The following is an 18,129-nucleotide window of genomic DNA, read 5'->3' as shown; positions in this document are numbered from 1 at the left end:
TTCCAAGTAAAGGTCATTATGCAAACTTTATTATCTCTGTTCGGGGCGATAGTCCTGCTTTTGTGGGGGATGAATATGGTACGAAAAGGCATCACTCAGGCGTTTGGTCATGACTTGAAAGTCGCCATAGGCATGAGTGTTGCCAATCGATTTTCCGCTTTGCTTGTAGGGGCAGGGGTCACCACTTTGTTGCAAAGCAGCACAGCAACAGGGTTAATGGTGGCCTCCTTTTCTGCTCGTGGGTTGATCAGCACCGCACCAGCATTGGCCGTTATGCTGGGGGCAGATGTCGGCACGACGTTAGTGGCACAGGTGCTTACTTTTGATGCCAGTTGGATATCCCCTTTCCTGATGATTTTGGGGCATTTACTTCGTAAGCATGGCAAGGCGTTTGTCGTACAAAGCTCTGGCTACGCGCTGTTTGGGTTGGGGCTCATGCTCTTATCGCTGAAAATCTTGGTGGAGTTGTCCGCGTTTTTAAATGAATCCTCGTTATTAGTTCATCTCATTGGCGCACTTGAAAGCGAAATTGGGTTGGGCATTATTTTGGCGGCACTGCTGACTTGGCTGCTGCATTCCAGTTTAGCGGTTGTTTTACTGATTGTTTCAATGGTCTCCAACCAAGTTTTACCCCTGGAATTAGCCTTTGCCATGATTTTAGGGGCGAACCTTGGCAGTGCGTTACCTCCTATCATGGCGACATTGAATGACGCGCCTATCGCTCGGCGTGTCCCTATTGGAAATGGATTGTTTAAGCTCTCGGGCGTGTTAGTGGTCAGCCCCTTTTTGGCATACCTACCTGAGTTAATGCGCTACATAGACAGTTCGGATTCACGTCAGCTGGTCCATTTTCACATGATGTTTAACATCGCTATTGCTTTGTTCTTTATTGGTTTTATTCATCCTGTCGCCGATTTCATGTCCACTATTTTAGGCTCCAACTCGAAACAGCCTGCTTCTGACGATACACGGCACTTAGACAGCGATTACATCGGCGATCCGAAAACGGCGCTTGCCGCTGCGTTAAGAGAAACCATGAGAATGGGCGATGTGGTCGACAAAATGTTACTCCTCACTCGCGACGCGATTGTGAACAACGACTTGAAAACGGCAGAGCGAATAGGTGCGCTCGATAATAGCATTGACGAATTGCACGAAAAAATCCGCCATTTTCTTTCAGCCGTCAGTAGGACGGAGTTGGATAAATTTGAAAGTAAACGTGTTACGGAAATTCTCGTGTTCTCAACGAAATTGGAGCATATCGGTGATCTTACTGAGAGCATGGCAACAATATTAGCCACCAAAGCTAACCAAAATAGGCATTTCTCATCAGGAGGTGAACAGGAATTGTTGTCGATACACAAACACGTTCATCGGCGACTAAAGCTAATGCTTGGCACGTTTATCACCAATGATCAGGCGATGGCGGAGCAAATTTACCACGAACGAAAGCAAATAAACGAAATGGAAGAAGAGGGCGTTCGAGAACATATTCGGCGTATTAAAGCAGGCAAAATAGAAAGTTTAGAGACCAGCGCGTATCACATGGATTTGATTCGCGATCTTTGTTACATCGATGCTCAAATTTTGTCCGTTGTGAAGCCGATGTTGCTATCCTTTGAAGAGAAAAAGCCTTTTGAGGGAATGGTCTAGAGCAACAGGGTCTAACCAAAAAGTATCATTGCAGAAAGGAATGTGCATGAAAAAAATCGTGTTGGGCATATTGATTGTTGTCCTATTTCAAGCGGAACGGGTGTGGGGAGGAGAGACACTACAAGCTGTTCAAGAGCGGGGGTATTTACGTTGCGGGGTCGGGATTGACGATTTCGGTTTTGCAACGCGAAGTCGAGATGGGAAGTGGAAAGGGTTTGATGTTGATTTCTGCCGAACCATCGCTGCCGCCGTTCTTAAGGATGTCGAAGCCGTTCAATACATCCCCTTGGATAGCCAAGGGCGATTTAAGGCGTTGGCAAACAAAGAAGTTGATGTGATTATTCGCACAGCGACATGGACATTTCAGCGCGATGTGAGTTTGGGGCTGAGTTTTACGGGGGTGACCCTGTATGACGAACAGAGGCTGCTCATCAATAAATACGTTAATGGGAAGAAAACAGTAGCAATCGATCGGGCTGCAGAATTGGATAAAGCGACCGTGTGTGTAACCAAAGGAACCACATCACTTGAAAACATTAAAGATTATATCCAGCAGAACAACTTACCCTTCGAAATACTTGAAACCGAGAGTCAAGCCGGGCGATGGCATGCATTCTTACGGAGCCGTTGTCAGTTAATGACCTCGGAAGTCACCGATTTGCTCGGTGGTTTAACAGGGTTGCTGGATGACCCTAATGGCTATCATTTACTGAGTGATGTGATTTCTCGTGAGCCGCTAGGACCCTATGTCAGAGATGATGATCCTAACTGGTTCGATGTGGTGCGTTGGAGCAGCCAAGTCCCTCTTCTTGCTGAGTACTTAGGGTTGAGTAGTCAAAATGTTACCAACGCGGATACCAAGCTCAGCCCAGAGGCGAAGCGACTACTGAATACCCCCGAAGCGTGGCTAGGCAGCCTAGGTTTGGATGCCAAATGGGCGTTCAGAATTATTAGAGATGTCGGTAATTATGAAGAGTTGTATAGCCAGAACCTAAGTGAGGCATCTATTGAGGGAATAAATCGAGGGGTGAACGAACTTTGGACTAACGGTGGCTTACATCAACCAGCGCCTTTTCGGTAATTAATATGAAGCTTGTTCGCTCTCGTTACGGAATTTCGGTACGCATGTTCCTTTCTCTTGGGGTTTTGGTATTACTGGCGGTGCTGGTGAGTGCCATGGCCATCAATGCTTACAATGGATTCCAAAAGCGTTTTAATGATGTTGCTGTTGATGGTGTCAAAGCGATCATAGCGGCATCTGACTTAAGGCAATTTAACGCGTCACTGATGTCTTTTGCTCCTTCCATGATGACCGCTCGTTCATTGCAGGCAAACGAGTCTGTAATGTTTCAAGTTCGGGATCAAGATTCACTGTTGGGGAATGCCATCGAGCAGCTCTCCACCAATGCTGTGAATACTGAACAAGCAGAGCGTTTGAACGGTTATCGTTCTGATTTATCGGACAGTTTTCATGAACTTAACCACTTGGTATCAAAGCGAATTAGGTGGGATGACAGCCGGCGACGTACGCTTGCCAAGATTAACCAATTGCAGTCTGATTTTACAAAAGCGCACAATACGATTGAAGGAGGAACCAAGCAAACCTATCACTCAAACTGGTATCTGATGTTCGCCAATATGTCCAGTTTACTCAATCAACTCAACGGAGTTGAACATCCTGTTTTGCTGCGCCGATATCAGAATGAATTTGATACGTTAGAGCAGCAGTTGGCGTCTAACATTTCGCTTTTTGACAAGGAAAATAGGTCAAAGCACCAACAAGCGTTAGCCAAAATTGTTGAACTTGCAGAGGGAGACAACGGTCTGTTTGCTCTGAATAAAAGAAAATTCCAAGTTCAGTCTGAGTTGGATGGTGTGTTTTCCCAACATAGGCAAAGCGTTAGCCGATTTTTGTCTGTTACTACGGTGATCATTGACCAAATCGAACAAAAGGTCATGCGTCAAAACCAAGATATTGTTGAAGAGACAAAACAGAGAACCATTCAGTTAGTCCTTGCCGCCATTATATGCGTTGTTGCCGGTGTCGGTATTTTCCTTTATATCGACCGCTCGGTTATCAGCCGCATACAAACCCTGAAAACCAGTATGGAAGCGCACGCGAAAGGAACGCTTGTCCGCATACCGTTGAAAGGCAATGACGAAATCACAGACATGGCGGGCACGTTGAAGTTTTTTGTCGATACAATCCAAGACAGAGAGCACCAATTAAAACAAGCAAGAAATGCTGCCAGTCAGGCTCAGAATCAGTTACTGGATGCGATAGAGAGTATTACAGAAGGTTTTGTTTTATATGATGAAAAAGACAAACTCATCTTATGTAATGCTCGATATCGGGAGTTGTACGGATTCCCCGAAACATGGGATATGGAGGGGCGAGACTTTTCCGATTTGTTGCTGTGGTTAGCTCGTCACAATAAGGTCATTCAACCGGAAAATTACCTAGAAAAAAGGTTGGCACTGAGAGATAACCAAATCCAAAATTTGGATTTGGAGTTAAGCAGCGAAACTTGGGTTTCCATCATTGAGCGACGAACAGAGCAAGGTGGGACGGTTGGGGTGCATACGGACATCACCAACCGAAAAGCGGCGGAAAATGCGATGATATGTGCCATGGAGAAAGCCGAATCCGCCGACCGAGCCAAATCTCAATTCTTAGCGTCTGCTAGCCACGATCTCCGGCAACCATTACACGCGATGGGGCTGTTATTGGAACCACTTTTAGAAGACGCTCGACATGCTCAGTATTACGAGCGGCTGGAAGACCTGTACTTTGCGCATCAAAGCATGAATCAGCTCTTTACAGATATTCTTGACTTCTCACGGCTAGAAGCCGGAGCGATCACACCAAGGTTAGAACACTTTGCGTTGGATGGAATGCTCGCTCGCCTTGCTCAAGAGTATCGGCATGGTTTGAATAAACCAGAATCGATGCTCCATTATGTGCCCACTTCCTCACATGCATTTGCGGATCTCGCGATGGTGGAGCGAATCGTGCGCAACTTATTGTCCAATGCTGTGCGCTATTCTGAACAGGGGAAAATCCTGTTAGGAGTAAGAAATAGAACCGAGCAGATTCAGATACAAGTTTGGGATAACGGATCGGGTATTCCACTGCATGAGCAACAAAAAATATTCAAAGAGTTTTACCAAGGCAAAAAAACGCAGACAGAGGGCAAGTCGGGTCTTGGTTTAGGGCTTGCTATCACGATGCAGCTCGTAAAACTGATGGAAGGGGACATAAAGGTCTATTCGTCTGAGCGCGGAACGGGTTTTTCTGTCGCATTACCAAGAGGCAAACGCGATGCCCCAAAAATTCAACCCGACCAGGAAAGTTATCCAACCAGAAAAATGGACGGTTTACCTGTTTTGCTTGTGGAGAACGACCCTCAAGTATTAGATACCACTAGGCAACTACTGGAGCGTTGGGGGTGCAAAGTTCATGAATTTAAATACTATTCAGATGTTGAACGCTTTGAGTTCTCGAATACCGATCCTTTTATCCTGATATCCGATTTTCACTTAGACGATGGGTACTCTACTTTGGATGTGGTGGCGGAATTGAAACGTAAATCCAGTCGACCTGAATTTTCCAGTGTGGTGATTTCTGGAGATTCTAGCCCAGAAGTTCGAGTGAATGCAGAATCTATTGGTGCTCATTTTCTTACCAAGCCTGTCAGTGCTGGGAAGCTAGGTGCTCTATTACGGCATATCTGGAGAGAGCTAAATACTGAGAGTTAAATACAGAGGGCCAAATACAGAGAGCTAACAGTTCATCCCTGCTTCATTTCTTTGGCTTACGAGAGTCGAGCCATATGTTTTATATGAGCAAACCAATCGCCCTCAGTGTAGACAAACACCGAGGGCGATTGGCAAAGCTTAGAGAGTAAGTGCTATTTACGCGATTGGTCGATACTTAACACTTTGTACAAACTCCTTCATTAGCATGAGCTCATCAATAGGGGATTCCAACTGTTTCTTGTAATTGAAATCTTCACCATGGAACGCCACATATTGCTTCGCGAAAAACGTGATTTCTTCTTCAGTCACTTCATCAAGCTTCCCAAGTTTCTTTCTGAGAATCGATTGAATAAACGCTTCTGGAGAACTTGCCTCGTTTTCACCTTTTACTGATATAAGATTGGTAGAAGCATTGAGGCTTATAGAGGTTAAGGCATAACCCGCCACAGATGTTTTGCCTACAAGTTTCATCATTTGTCGGCGATTCACGTTGTTTTTAAACATATTGATTCTCCAATTAATTCCATGGGCTTACTGTTAACGTGGAGGGGAGTTTTAACTCATATGCCCAACGTCTGTTTCGGTTTTTCGCTCTTAGCGTGTCATCGATGTTTTTACATTCACTTTGGAACTGGTGTAAATGTGTGTAAACACGAGGATCATGCATAAAGTTACCTTGCGGGTATTTACCAAAACTTCGGTGCCAAGGAACCGGTACATCGAGAAAGTTTCTAGCAAATTCAAAGAGTCCCATCCCGACGTTTAATCTAGGGCAAGCGTGTAACCAGTCGGTTTTTGTTCTTCGACCTGCAGGGTCCAACGCGAGATGTGAATAGTACCCAAGTGCGCCTATTGGCTGGAATCCAGATAAATTCCCTAACCCATGGTTAATTGACATCCAGTAAATAAGGTGGCTAATGGTATCGATCAGCTCTTGTCGAGTAGAGGCGGAAGCTGGGAATCCATTCACGCCTGCACCATACGCATCTTCGAAAAAGTCCTGTACTTCAGTATCGTTAGCAACATCGCTATCGCTGTTGTAGTAGAGATGGATATACCCTTCTACCCAATCACGTATGGCTTGCCACTGCCCAATGTCATCATCGTGTTGTGGGTAATCCCCAATAACATCAAACTCTCCATTTTCTCTGCGATCAAATGGCTGTCCATGTTGGGTAAAGTGATAGTGTTTAGAGCGTCTTATGGTGCCGTGAACAAACGATTTGTTGCTGATGCCTGAAATGGTTTTCACCACACCCGTTAATGTTCCGCCGTAGCCATCACCATATACCGCTGTTCCATCAGGGTTGGACGTTTTGGTGGAAGGGTCAAAAAATACGCCAAGGTAATTGTTAAAAGAAAGCGATGTTAAATGTGGCAGTACCAAGGCTGAAAGTGGGTGGCTTTCCGGTATGGTTCGATAAAAACTGGTGGATACCGGCCAGAGAAATACGTGAGTAGATAAGTGATCAATCACATTGGACATGGAATACATGGTGGTAAAGGTATTCTTCGCCATTCTCCAAGTCCACTTATCATCAGCTGGTGTAATGATTTTTGATGGTGGATGAGGAACGTTACCAAATCCAAAGTTGTACCACCACCACCATTCCCAGTCGTTCAAAGGTGGGCGCTGAGTGGGTTGTATTGCGATGGTTTTCAGTTTATCGCTTCCTTTCGGAACCGCAAACATTGCGATGGCGGGATACAGTCTTCCCCCCGTTTGTGGGATGTCGTCTGCTGTTCTATCGGGTTGGAATTGCGCCATGACTTCGTCATGAAAATCCCCAAAGTCGGTCACAAACACTCGCCCTTCACTCATGGCATCGGCAAGGTTGTCGTCTTTAAACCCTTCGATTTTGTTGAACATTGCATCCGTAAACGGAAAGTTACTCATTGGCTCTTTGAGGGGCTGAAAGTAATCAAAAACTGGGGTTTCAGGTGCAATCTGAAGGTGTGCGATGACATCATCGTTAAAGAAATCTTCGTGCCACGGAGGGCGAGGATATTGAGGGTCGTATTTACGAGCACCGGTGTCGCTATCAATATCGTAAGGGTAGAACAGTAAATCATCCGCAGACCAGACGGCTACAGGGGGCACCGTTAGAACAATTGGGTCGACGGTTTCGAATTTTGCCTGCCCTGTAATGACTAACTCAACCAGTTTTCCAAGCAAAAGTATGAGACCGCTAATGACCGCTGGACCGCCTATTAAGGCAATTCGTACGAGGTTTTTGCTGATGTGGCGTACGCTCGCGTCAAACAGCGCCCAGTCATCCGCACGTGCAAGGCAGGCATCGCTTACCCCAAAGTCCCATTCCTGTGCGCGGGCATTTCGCTCTTCTTCTGTTCCCCTCACTGTCCATGGCGTATTGTTTCGCACTTCTATTGAATCGACGTTTCCGTGAACAGGGACATTAAGAAGACGTTTGTAATCATGCCAGTTGTTCTTCTTAGCTTGCTCAATTTGCTTTTTACGCGCGGCTTTTTGTTCTTCAGTCGCATGCTGTGGAATAACGGGAAATGGAAATTCAGGTAATTCGTTGATGCGGGAGCCAGTGACTGCTTGAGGTCGCCAGTTTGGATCGGCATCTTTGGGGCAAATTCGCTCCCAATCTTCCCAGTTTGGCAGCACGATGGAATCTAACTTTTCTTGGGTGTCATATTGCAAACTTCTTTGCATCGCATCTTGTTCAGGCAACCCCGATTGCCTGAGTCGTTCATAGGTTGCAATCTGTTGTTGTAGTTGATGAAATTCAGGCGAATCCAGAAACGCCTTGTTGTTTTCGATGTCACTCATAAACATACCTGCATTCATGTCGTGTAGTTACCGCAACACCGCTCAGCATAGGCTGATGATGTGGGGCTATAGTTAAATGTCGACGAACGATAATGTGATCCGTTTGCCGTGTTTCTCTCCGGTTTTTCCGGGCTTCACTCATTTATTCCATAGCTCAATCTGATGTTGAGAATACCTAGTCAACAAGTACGTTTCTCGTACAAACGGTATGATCTTAGGCGGAAAGTATCAACGCTAAATGATGAACCCATGACGTCATGTTAATCGTATTTTTATTGTTTCAATTGTCATTACCTGCCACATGATTGTCTTTGTGCGCACGTCTTGCTGTTGAAGGGAAAAAGGCGGGTTAGTGTGGTTGAATAAGTCGCTAATATTCTGATAAATAAGCGATAGAATTGGGGAAGAACGAAGGGTAATAATGATGTAACTCTCCGTTTTTTAGGTTCTATTGGCACACAGGAATGGGCAGATGAGCAGCGTGAAGTCTTAATGTTGAAACACAAAGAATAATACCCACAATCTCATTATTGGTATCATTACGATTGCTTACGGTTTATGTTAAATTTGTGTTAACTGACTGGTTTGGGTGGTTTAGCTTTATGAACGAGTATTATTCAACACTGAGCGGATGGCTCATACCCATCACTAAGGCAATGAATGATGCCAATTTACAAACAAGTGCCATTCTAGATCAATTTGATATAGACCCTGCCTGCATTAATAACCCTGAAGCAAGAATAGGCATTGAACGACTTTCAGACTTGTTGATTCACTGTAACAAACAAGCGCTCGGGTTTTACTTCCCCACACAAGTTGCCAAAAACTTTCATCCCAGTACTTTTCATGCTCTGGGCTACGCAATGATATCTTCCGATAGTTTGCTTGATGCGTTCGAGCGAATTGCGCAGTACAAACGTGTCATTTCAAACTGTTGCAGTATGCAAGTTCATACTGACGACAACAAAATGGTCACGGAGCTTATCGTTCATAAATACCCCGATAGCGGTAGGAACGTGTTATCCCGAATATCCACCGAAACATTCATGGCAACCTTGGTTCAGTTTTCACGCGAGATCGCCAGTTACGAACCCGATGTTAAATTGGTGACGTTTGCTTACGACCGCCCCGTCAATACTCAGTATTTGGAAGAGTATTTTGGCTGTGAAGTGGAGTTTGGTGCTGAAAAAAATACGATTGTTTATGATCTTGAGGAAGCCAAAAAACGCGCGTTGGGCTGTAACCCTATGATCAATCAAGTGCACAAGAAAGTACTTGATCAGTTCTTATCTCGCGTTGATAAAGAAAACCTAACCTATACCATCATCAACAGTATTACCGATCACCTCTCTTTAGGTGCGCCATCTCAATCTGATATTGCGAAACAACTGGGCATTAGCCTTCGGAACCTCCAGCGCAAGCTCAATGAACAAGGCACGAGCTACAAAGAAATCTTAGAGAATACACGTAAGCGAATAGCAATGGAGTACATTAAGCAACCCCATCTCAGTTTGGGAGAAATTGGTTATCTAGTGGGTTTTTCTAGCGTAGCAAATTTCAATCGAGCCTTTAAGCGTTGGACGAATTGCACCCCGGGTGAATACCGAGCTCGTTACCTAAGCTCTAGTGATATAGAAAGTTCGAATGACACAGAAAATTCGAGAGATGTCGAAAGCTCAAGCGATATAAAAAGCGATACCAGCCAATCTCATGTCAGCCTACAAGGTTAATCAACTCGCCAACTTGCCTCATTCTTTACTGGTGAAAAACGCATCGGATCAAGTTGCAGTCGAGTTTGTGTGAAGTTTTTGGTAGAAAAAGAAAGCAGGCATTCCGAGAGAGTGGAATGCTCTGCTTAATGACGATGTCGGCTTTGTTAGGTTGAGCGCTTTACAGCGACAACGGCAGATTTATCGGCGAAGCTCTCTTCTTAGAATTTTCCCAACGGTCGACTTTGGTAGCTCTGGCAGAATTTGTATCATTTTAGGGACTTTATAGGCGGTCAAATTCTCGCGACAATGGGCGACAACTTCATCAATGGTGAGCGGGTTAGACACGGTGATATAGGCTAGAACCGCCTCGCCTGTTTTCGGATCCTCCCCTCCGACAACGGCGGCTTCCATAATGGATGGGTGGTCACATAATACCTGTTCAATTTCGGTCGGGTAGACGTTAAAACCAGACACTAAAATCATGTCTTTGAGTCGGTCGACAATTTTGATTGCCCCAGAAGGCATAATGAGCCCAAGATCCCCCGTTTTAAAAAAGCCGCTTGAGGTAATGACTTCTTCAGTTTCCTGAGAACGATTCCAATACCCTTCCATAACTTGCGGGCCGCTAATCACTATTTCGCCGACTTCTCCCGATTCTAAGGGCTTTTCGTTGAGATCCCAGATTTCCACTTTCGTATCGACAAGCGGCAAACCGACGGTGCCATATTCTTCATTTCCAGGTTCATTGAGCGCGATGACGGGCGAAGTTTCCGACATCCCATAGCCTTCTGATATGGTTTTCCCTGTTGTGTCTAACCACATTTTTCGAGCATTTTCCGTCAGCGCAGCCCCACCAGAAAGCGTTAATTTTAAACTATCAAAATTCAGAGACTTAAATTTTGGGTGGTGGCATAAGGCAACGAAAAGCGTGTTGATCCCAGAGAACATGGTGAAGGAGTGAGGCTCGATTGCAGTGATCATCGAATCAATATCACGAGGGTTAGGTATGAGGACATTTCTGCCCCCGTATGAGAAAATTAGCAGCATATTCACGGCAAAAGCGTAAATGTGATACAGCGGTAATGGGCAAATGGAAATCTCCCCATCATCATTCAGCTGCTTATTCAATCGATGGCTTAACTGAAGGATGTTTTGTATTAATCCATGGTGAGTTAGGCACGCCCCTTTTGCTAGGCCCGTCGTGCCGCCAGTATATTGCAATACGCAAATATCAGAGTAGGAAGGATCGTAGGGAGCCAGTTCTCCAGAAGCCATTTCTATGGCGCTATCAATGGGAGTGACTAGCGAATTTTCGCTCAAAACGGGGCTGGCTTGCAGAAAAATGCTGACATTCGTATCGAACTTGATCTGTTCTATATCGATGTTGTTTGCATCGAGCACAACCAAAGCTTTCGCGCCTGAATCCGCCAATTGGTGGCTTAATTCTCGGTAGGTGTAGAGTGGGTTGGTGTTTACAACGACCAACCCCGCGCGTAAAGCGGCATAAGCCACAATGGGATAATGCAGTACATTGGGCAGTTGGATAGCAATACGGTCACCTTGTATCAACTCTGGGTGTTGCTGAAACCATATGGCGAGCTGCCTAGACTGATGTTCAACTTGATTGAAGGTGATTTCCTTTCCTTGGCATTCAAATGCGACCCTGTCGCCGAAACGAGCACACGTAAGCTCGATCATTTTCCCTAAATTCGCATTACTATTCATAGTATCTCACCTTATTTTTCGCGTTAGCGGACAAAAAGCTTGTAAAAAAGTGCGTGCATTTTGTTGCCGTAGGGCGGAAACAAAAATGACATCGGGTAAAGATGCCCGCCTCTTTTTAAAATGGCTTTTGCATTCGAAAAGGTAAGAAAACCTTCCCGTCCATGGTATTTCCCAAATCCTGATTGACCCACACCACCAAATGGAAGCTCTTCCACCGTGACATGGAAGGCTGCATCATTAATACACACACCGCCGGAGTGGGTGTGGGTGAGTATGTAATCTTGGAAGTCTTTATCGTCACCGATTAGGTACAGGGCGAGAGGGCGATCGCCAGCGCAAATACTCTGCGCGACTTCTTCTTTTTGTTCGTACCCGACAATGGGCAGAATGGGACCAAATATCTCCTCTTGCATCACACGCATATCCGGTTGGCAATCAGTAATCAGCGTGAGTGGGAAAAAGGTATCTTGGTCTCGTGTGGAAAGCGGAGAAATGGTGTGAGCTTTTGCACCTTTTGCTACTGCGTCTTCCACCAGTTCGGAAAGGCGGTCAAATTGATTTTGATTGATGACATGGGTGGAATCGATGGTTTCAGATTCTTCCGTGTACATCTCTTTATATTGGTTCGAAACCGCTTCAACCAGTTGTTTAATTTTGCTGGTGGGGCAAAACACATAATCGGGAGCCACACATGTTTGCCCTGCGTTGAATGTTTTTCCAAAAATGAAGCGAGTTACCGCTTTCGGAATATCCACATTCTGGTCGATGATTACTGGCGATTTGCCTCCTAATTCCAATGTGCAAGGAACCAAATTGTCGGCGGCGGCACGCATAACTTCTCTGCCCACGGTCGTTGAACCCGTGAAAAAAATATGATCAAACTTTAGCTTAGTAAACTCGATGGCCGTTTCTGCACCGCCTTGGATGAAGGTTACTTGGTCTGCCTCGAAGACTTCCGACAAGATATGTTTTAGTTGCTGGTTCGTTTTTGGTGTATGTTCAGAGGCTTTTAACATCACTCGGTTACCTGCAGCGATAGCGGCGGTTAGAGGGGTCAGTGCCAAATTGATTGGGTAATTCCAAGGGGCGATTATGCCCACTACTCCGAGAGGCTGGTACACCACACTTGAGTGAGCAGGTTGATGCTGTATACCGATTTTAAGGCGGTTAGGCTTCATCCAGCTTTTCAAGTGTTTTAGCGTGTAATTGATGGCTGAAACGGTCGTATAAATATCACCAACAATACTTTCATAATCACTTCTGTAGCCAAAATCCTGACTTAATGCTTTTAGCAGGCAGTCTTGGTTGCGCAAAATGGTGTGCTTGAGCAATTTCAGCTTTTCAATACGAGCGTCGTAGCTGGGAAAAGGGTTAGCGTTGAAAGCGCTCGTTAACCGTAAATAGTGAACGCTTAGCTGTAAGTCGATTGGCTCGTTTTTCATCTCATTGCTCCTAATGCCTTAGCGAGAGCCGCTGTACAAAAAGCCAATACAGTTCTCACCTAGTTAAATGTCCTAAATCCTTGGAGCGCATAATGAATAGGCTGAAATACATGCCTAAAAATGAATGGTTTACCCAATCAGCGATTATTAACCTTGCGGTTTGCATCGGTGTATTCACTTGAAAACCGATATAAAAACAACGTAAGGGCTGCTGTAAATTGGCGCTCGTTAATGATGAACAGTATCTCTTACTGCCCGATAGGGAGCGTTATGAATTCGTGCCAAAAGATTATCTCTTAAGGTCTAAGGGATATGGGGCAAAGGAGAAAGAGAGGTCGCCTTGTGTTTGACCTCTAGCAGGTATGATTATTCTTGAATGGCTTTGGCTGCAATCACGGCTTTGACTCGGCTGTTCACGCCTAGCAGTTTAAAAATGGCAGTGACGTGTGCTTTTACTGTTCCTTCAGTGCAGAAAATTTCGCGCGCAATCTCTTTGTTTGAGTATCCCTTCTCAATAAGTTGAAGAACTTCTTGCTGCCTTTTAGTCAGACCGGAAGCTGAGCGCGCATTCGATGAACTGTTTGCTAATCCATCGGTTTGAGACTGTGTTGCTTGGAGGAGCAATGAAGGGAGATAGACTTCCCCCTCTAAAATTAACTGAATAGCACTCAACATGACCTGAGTTGAACTGGCTTTGGGTATATATCCGTCAGCCCCTGCATCCAATGCACCCCGAACGGACTGCTCGTCGTCTCTAGCAGAAAGTATGGCGACAGGAACAGAAGGGTAGGAAGATTTAATGGATTTCAGCCCTGAAAATCCATCGGCATCTGGAAGGCAAATATCCAGTAAAACCAAATCTGCATCACCACCGGAGAGCTTTGTCATTACGTCGGCAATACACGTGCACTCTTCGCAGTTAACTGAGCTCACATGCTCTGAAAGTGCTGCGATCACTCCCTTTCGAACTAATGCATGATCATCCGCAATCAGTATGTTTAACATGCTACTTCCTTGAATTGGGTGAATAGAAAGGATGCACAGAAGCCCTATGTTACGCAATGACCAACTTGGCAAAACGAAAGGCTTATAACTAAGTATATATCGCTTAGCTATAACTAAAGTCGTAGCTCTCGTGAGAGGTAATGCTTGCGACATACTTAGTATGGTGTGGGGTTGTTACTTCTGTACATATTTTCCCCATAATATTGAAAGTGGTGCTAAAAGTTATGAGCAAAGATTATGTCTTTAGGTGAATGGTAGAGCGTCTGTTTTTTCGTCAATCTATATGAGTGTTGTGGGTCAATGGCGGTTTTATCCGCAGTACAACAATATAGATAACGTCGAGATAAATTATGCATGTACTGACTGTCGTCACCAAGGCAAATAATGGTCATCAATGGTCTTCCATTTTTATGGTTATTTTAACCCTGTGTTCCCAATATAGGGTTCGCTTCAAACACGTTACGTGGCTCTCCTATGAAAAAGCAGCGGATTTTCATGTAGACATCAATGATCAAAATGCCGCTTTTCTTGTTGAGCAGTTGAGAGCGAAGGCAGAATCGAAAGGGTTGGAATTTGATTGTGTGATTCAGCATAAAGACGCACGACAAAAAAAGTTGCTGGTTGCCGATATGGAAGCGACGATCATTGTTCAGGAAATGATGGACGAGCTCGCGAGCTTAAATGGTGTTTGGTCTGAGGTAAAAACCATCACCGAAAACGCAATGAATGGCGCGCTGGATTTTCAGGAATCCTTTAAGAGTCGGGTTCAATTGCTTGAGGGAATACCGGTAGAGACGATGTTTTCGCTTTGTGGTGAAATCAAGTTAAGCCAAGGTGCTAAAACGTTAGTGAGAACACTAGAAGCGAATGCGTGTAGAACCGTTTTGATTACCAGTGGCCTGTCTGTGTTTGCCCAATACGTAGCAGAAATGTGTGGGTTCAGCGCGTATTATGCCAATCATGTCAATGTTCGTAATGGAACGTTAAATGGGCAAGTGGAAGGAATAATTATCGATGGACGAGAGAAAGCGGCCATTGCAGCAAAATGTGCGACAACATTTCAGATCGAGAGCGTGGACGTGTGTGCAGTTGGGGATGGCGCGAACGATAAGTGCATGCTTAAAGGAAGTGGACTAGGCGTTGGTCACCACCCTAAACCGACGCTAATATCTGATTGCGATTTGATTATTCAACACACTGACCTAACCACCATACTGTACGCAATGGGCTTGAAAGAAACGCGGTTTGTAAGAGCATAAACTTGTGACGGTATCAAAAGTAGTTACATATATTTTGCTTTTATTTTTTCAAGCTCACCATTGTGTTTCATGTTTAAAAAAGTTTGATTAAACAGGATTTTCAAGTTTTCAGAGTCGTTTGTCTTTTTATTAAAAATTACGTGGTACGCCTTGGATTTTTTGTCAGGGAAAGGGACGTAATCCAGCGATGTGATATCGACCTTATTCTGTTTAGCTAAATAGTTGAGTACCTCTACTTGCAGCAAAGCGAAATCAACACGATCTGCGATGAGTTTTTTTACTAAGTGTTCGCGCGATTTTGCCCCTACATCAATATTCACATCGGGATGAACAAAGCTGTAGTTGAACCCAGAGACACCACCAACTTTATAGTTGGCAATGTCTTCCTGAGACAAAAACTGAGGTGGCGAACTGAATCGTTTCGCTTTGTAGAACAAAGCGATATTGGTTTCATAGATAGGGTAAGAGTAGCGTGAAAACTCCGTGCGCTGCAGTTTGTATGAGGCATTGGGAACCAAATCAACCTTACCACTCTGAATGGAGTGTAAGCAGCGCTTCCACGGTTGAATAATATGTTCCAGCGTGTAGCCATTCTCTTTTAGCGCAGCGCCTACGACATCCACCATGATGCCATAAGGTTCATTTTTACTACTGAACATCAAAAATGGCGGTTTGGCTTCGTCTTCCCAGCATACTTTAAGTGTTCGATTGACATCAGCCTGAACAGGCAAGACAAAAGCCAAAAGGCAAAGACCCAATATTTTAAGCATCACGAAATTCCAAAAAGCCATTTATATTTTTAGTAAGCTTAGTCGGAATTCTGAATTCGCCTATTAAATCCTAGCTATTAAAATGATTTCACTAATTGTAATGGCATAACCCATGATGAAATAGACGACAAAGCCCTCCTGTAGAGGGCTCGATGTCTGAGATTTCGTTCTCTAAACTATTGGATTGAAATGTAGGGCTTATTGAAGAGAGTGCTGATGCTCGCTGATCAACATGTCGATCTTTTCTTCAGCACGCTTGTGCGCGTCAGCGTAGCTTTCTTCTGCACTAAATGGTTCAACCACTTCGTAGTAACACTTCAGCTTAGGCTCCGTCCCAGAAGGGCGAACCACAACACGTGAACCGTTATTGAGGTGATAAATCAATACGTCACTGATTGGGAACTCTAAGGCTTTCTCACTGCCATCTTTGAACGTTTGCTTGGACAGTTTGAAATCCTCAATACTTGCGATCGTCTGACCTGCAATTGTTGAAGGTGGGTTAGCGCGAAGCGTGTCACCAATTGGTGGCGCAGAAGGGTCAAGAGCAATGCTGTGTTGAGCATTGATCACCATGCCATGCTGTCGGTAAATCTCTTCTAGCTGATCCCAAACGGTCTTGCCTTGCGCTTTCAAGCGAGCAGCCAGTTGAGCAAAGGCAACCAAAGCGGTTAGACCATCTTTATCCCAAACCAATGTACCTACGGTATAGCCTAGCGCTTCTTCGTAAGCGAAAAGGAACTGCTTATCTTCCGTTTGCTCTTGCATAGCGACGTTAGTCAGCCATTTAAAACCCGTTAGCGTTTTGTAGAACGTGCCGCCCGCAGCTTCCGCCACTTTGGCCAGAAGGCTAGAGGAAACAATCGTTGCACCCACTAATTTTTGGTTATCTTGCGCTTGATTAAGCAGGTAGTGACCAAACAACACACCAACCTGATCGCCCGTTAACATTTGGTATTCGCCATCCGCTTTTCTTGCGGCTGCTGCAAAGCGGTCTGCATCGGGGTCATTCGCACAGGCTAATTCTGCGTTGTGCTTCTTCGCTTCTGCAATCACTAGATCCATCGCCCCTTTCTCTTCAGGGTTAGGGAAATTAACGGTTGGGAAGCTGCCGTCGGGTTCGCGTTGCGCAGCTACGCTGTGTACTTGAGTAAATCCAGCATCGGCAAGCAGCGTTTCAGCCATATTTGCGCCAACGCCGTGCATAGCTGTGTAGGCAAGAGAAAGGTTCTCGGCTTGTTGCGATGGATCGCTTTGCAACAATGGGCTAGCGTTCGCGGTGTCGCGGTAGGTTTGGTAGTAATCGTCTTTCAACCAAACGAGTAAGCCTTTTTCTTCGGCTTCTTCAAGTGGCATAAGGTTAAGAGGCTTTTGAGCTGCATCGTCGATTTCAGCTGCAATGCCTGAATCGTGTGGTGGAATGATTTGAGCGCCATTGTCCCAGTACACTTTGAAGCCATTGTACTCAGGCGGGTTATGGCTGGCGGTGACCACAACAGCGGCGGCTGTACCAAGGTGTAGTACACCAAAAGCAACAATCGGAGTAGCCGCAACATCGTGAGTTAAGTAAACCTTGATGCCTTGCGCAGCGAGAGCAGAAGCGGTGTCGTGGGCAAATTGTTTCGAATCAGGGCGACCATCGTAACCAATGACAACGCCTTTTTCTGCCGCACCTTGTTGTGCTTTTAACAGGTACTGACCAAGGCCCGTCGCGGTTTCTTGGATAACCAATCGGTTCATGCGGTTAGGACCGGCACCGACAACACCACGTAATCCCGCGGTACCAAATTCTAAACGTCCTTTGAATCGGTTTGCAATTTCTTCAGAGCGGTTTTCTTTTTGAAGTGTATTCAGCTCTTCACGTGTACGAGGATCTGGGTCTCTTTCCAGCCAGCTTTTCATCAATTCGTTCATCGTTTTTTCCTGTCAAAGGGTACTTAAATATTATGTCTCTAAATTAATTGAAATCCATTAATGATTACACCATTTTTTGTGGTTTAGCTCTCA

12 protein-coding genes are annotated in these 18,129 nt (G+C 45.1%); 5 read left to right on the top strand and 7 right to left on the bottom strand.

Features of this window, described 5'->3' with window-relative positions:
• Positions 1–18 precede the first annotated feature (18 nt).
• From LDO37_RS26785 to LDO37_RS26775, 3 genes are read left to right on the top strand one after another with little or no spacing between them, the layout of a single operon-like run.
• A complete protein-coding gene (locus tag LDO37_RS26785) occupies positions 19–1,653 on the top strand; it encodes a Na/Pi cotransporter family protein (protein ID WP_126606676.1) in 1,635 nt (544 codons plus the stop codon).
• Between the two features lie 46 nt (positions 1,654–1,699).
• Positions 1,700–2,734 carry an amino acid ABC transporter substrate-binding protein gene (locus LDO37_RS26780; RefSeq protein ID WP_185829730.1) on the top strand — a complete coding sequence of 345 codons (1,035 nt, stop codon included), beginning with the start codon at positions 1,700–1,702 and terminating at the stop codon, positions 2,732–2,734.
• A 5-nt stretch (positions 2,735–2,739) separates the two neighbouring features.
• Positions 2,740–5,412, top strand: coding sequence for an ATP-binding protein (locus LDO37_RS26775; RefSeq protein WP_224055629.1), 2,673 nt, complete (start codon positions 2,740–2,742; stop codon positions 5,410–5,412).
• Positions 5,413–5,568: 156 nt separating this feature from the next.
• Here LDO37_RS26775 and LDO37_RS26770 read toward each other — a convergent pair whose 3' ends face one another.
• Together LDO37_RS26770 and LDO37_RS26765 are read right to left on the bottom strand one after the other, a co-directional pair.
• Complete coding sequence (locus tag LDO37_RS26770; RefSeq protein ID WP_126606869.1) at positions 5,569–5,916, bottom strand: hypothetical protein; 348 nt, start codon at positions 5,914–5,916, stop codon at positions 5,569–5,571.
• Positions 5,917–5,929: 13 nt separating this feature from the next.
• A complete protein-coding gene (locus tag LDO37_RS26765; RefSeq protein WP_185829742.1) occupies positions 5,930–8,212 on the bottom strand; it encodes a lipoxygenase family protein in 2,283 nt (760 codons plus the stop codon).
• A gap of 602 nt (positions 8,213–8,814) precedes the next feature.
• On the opposite strand from LDO37_RS26765, the gene LDO37_RS26760 reads away from it, so the two are divergent.
• Positions 8,815–9,942, top strand: a complete 1,128-nt coding sequence (locus tag LDO37_RS26760) for an AraC family transcriptional regulator (protein WP_126606867.1) — start codon at positions 8,815–8,817, stop codon at positions 9,940–9,942.
• A 180-nt stretch (positions 9,943–10,122) separates the two neighbouring features.
• Here the strand turns inward: LDO37_RS26760 and LDO37_RS26755 are convergent, their stop codons facing one another.
• The 3 genes from LDO37_RS26755 to LDO37_RS26745 all read right to left on the bottom strand — a co-directional run bounded on the left by LDO37_RS26755 (position 10,123) and on the right by LDO37_RS26745 (position 14,096).
• Positions 10,123–11,649, bottom strand: coding sequence for an AMP-binding protein (locus LDO37_RS26755; protein ID WP_126606866.1), 1,527 nt, complete (start codon positions 11,647–11,649; stop codon positions 10,123–10,125).
• Positions 11,650–11,672: 23 nt separating this feature from the next.
• Entirely contained in the window at positions 11,673–13,091 is a 1,419-nt protein-coding gene (locus LDO37_RS26750; RefSeq protein ID WP_126606865.1) for a coniferyl aldehyde dehydrogenase, read from the bottom strand.
• Positions 13,092–13,457: 366 nt separating this feature from the next.
• A complete protein-coding gene (locus tag LDO37_RS26745; protein ID WP_185829741.1) occupies positions 13,458–14,096 on the bottom strand; it encodes a response regulator in 639 nt (212 codons plus the stop codon).
• 350 nt (positions 14,097–14,446) lie between these two features.
• Between LDO37_RS26745 and serB the strand changes: the two genes are divergently transcribed.
• The gene (serB, locus tag LDO37_RS26740; protein WP_126606863.1) at positions 14,447–15,355 is read left to right on the top strand and encodes a phosphoserine phosphatase SerB; all 909 of its coding nucleotides are present in this window, start codon (positions 14,447–14,449) and stop codon (positions 15,353–15,355) included.
• A 23-nt stretch (positions 15,356–15,378) separates the two neighbouring features.
• Here the strand turns inward: serB and LDO37_RS26735 are convergent, their stop codons facing one another.
• On the bottom strand, positions 15,379–16,125 hold the full coding sequence (locus LDO37_RS26735) for a substrate-binding periplasmic protein (protein ID WP_185829740.1): 747 nt from the start codon (positions 16,123–16,125) through the stop codon (positions 15,379–15,381).
• A gap of 198 nt (positions 16,126–16,323) precedes the next feature.
• Positions 16,324–18,036 (bottom strand): phospho-sugar mutase, encoded by a 1,713-nt coding sequence (locus LDO37_RS26730; protein ID WP_126606861.1) that lies wholly within the window; start codon positions 18,034–18,036, stop codon positions 16,324–16,326.
• Positions 18,037–18,129: the final 93 nt, after the last annotated feature.

The organism is Vibrio penaeicida (assembly GCF_019977755.1).
Lineage (GTDB): Bacteria > Pseudomonadota > Gammaproteobacteria > Enterobacterales > Vibrionaceae > Vibrio > Vibrio penaeicida.
Note: the sequence above shows the minus strand (reverse complement) of the source record. Positions and strands in the feature narration are given on the sequence as shown.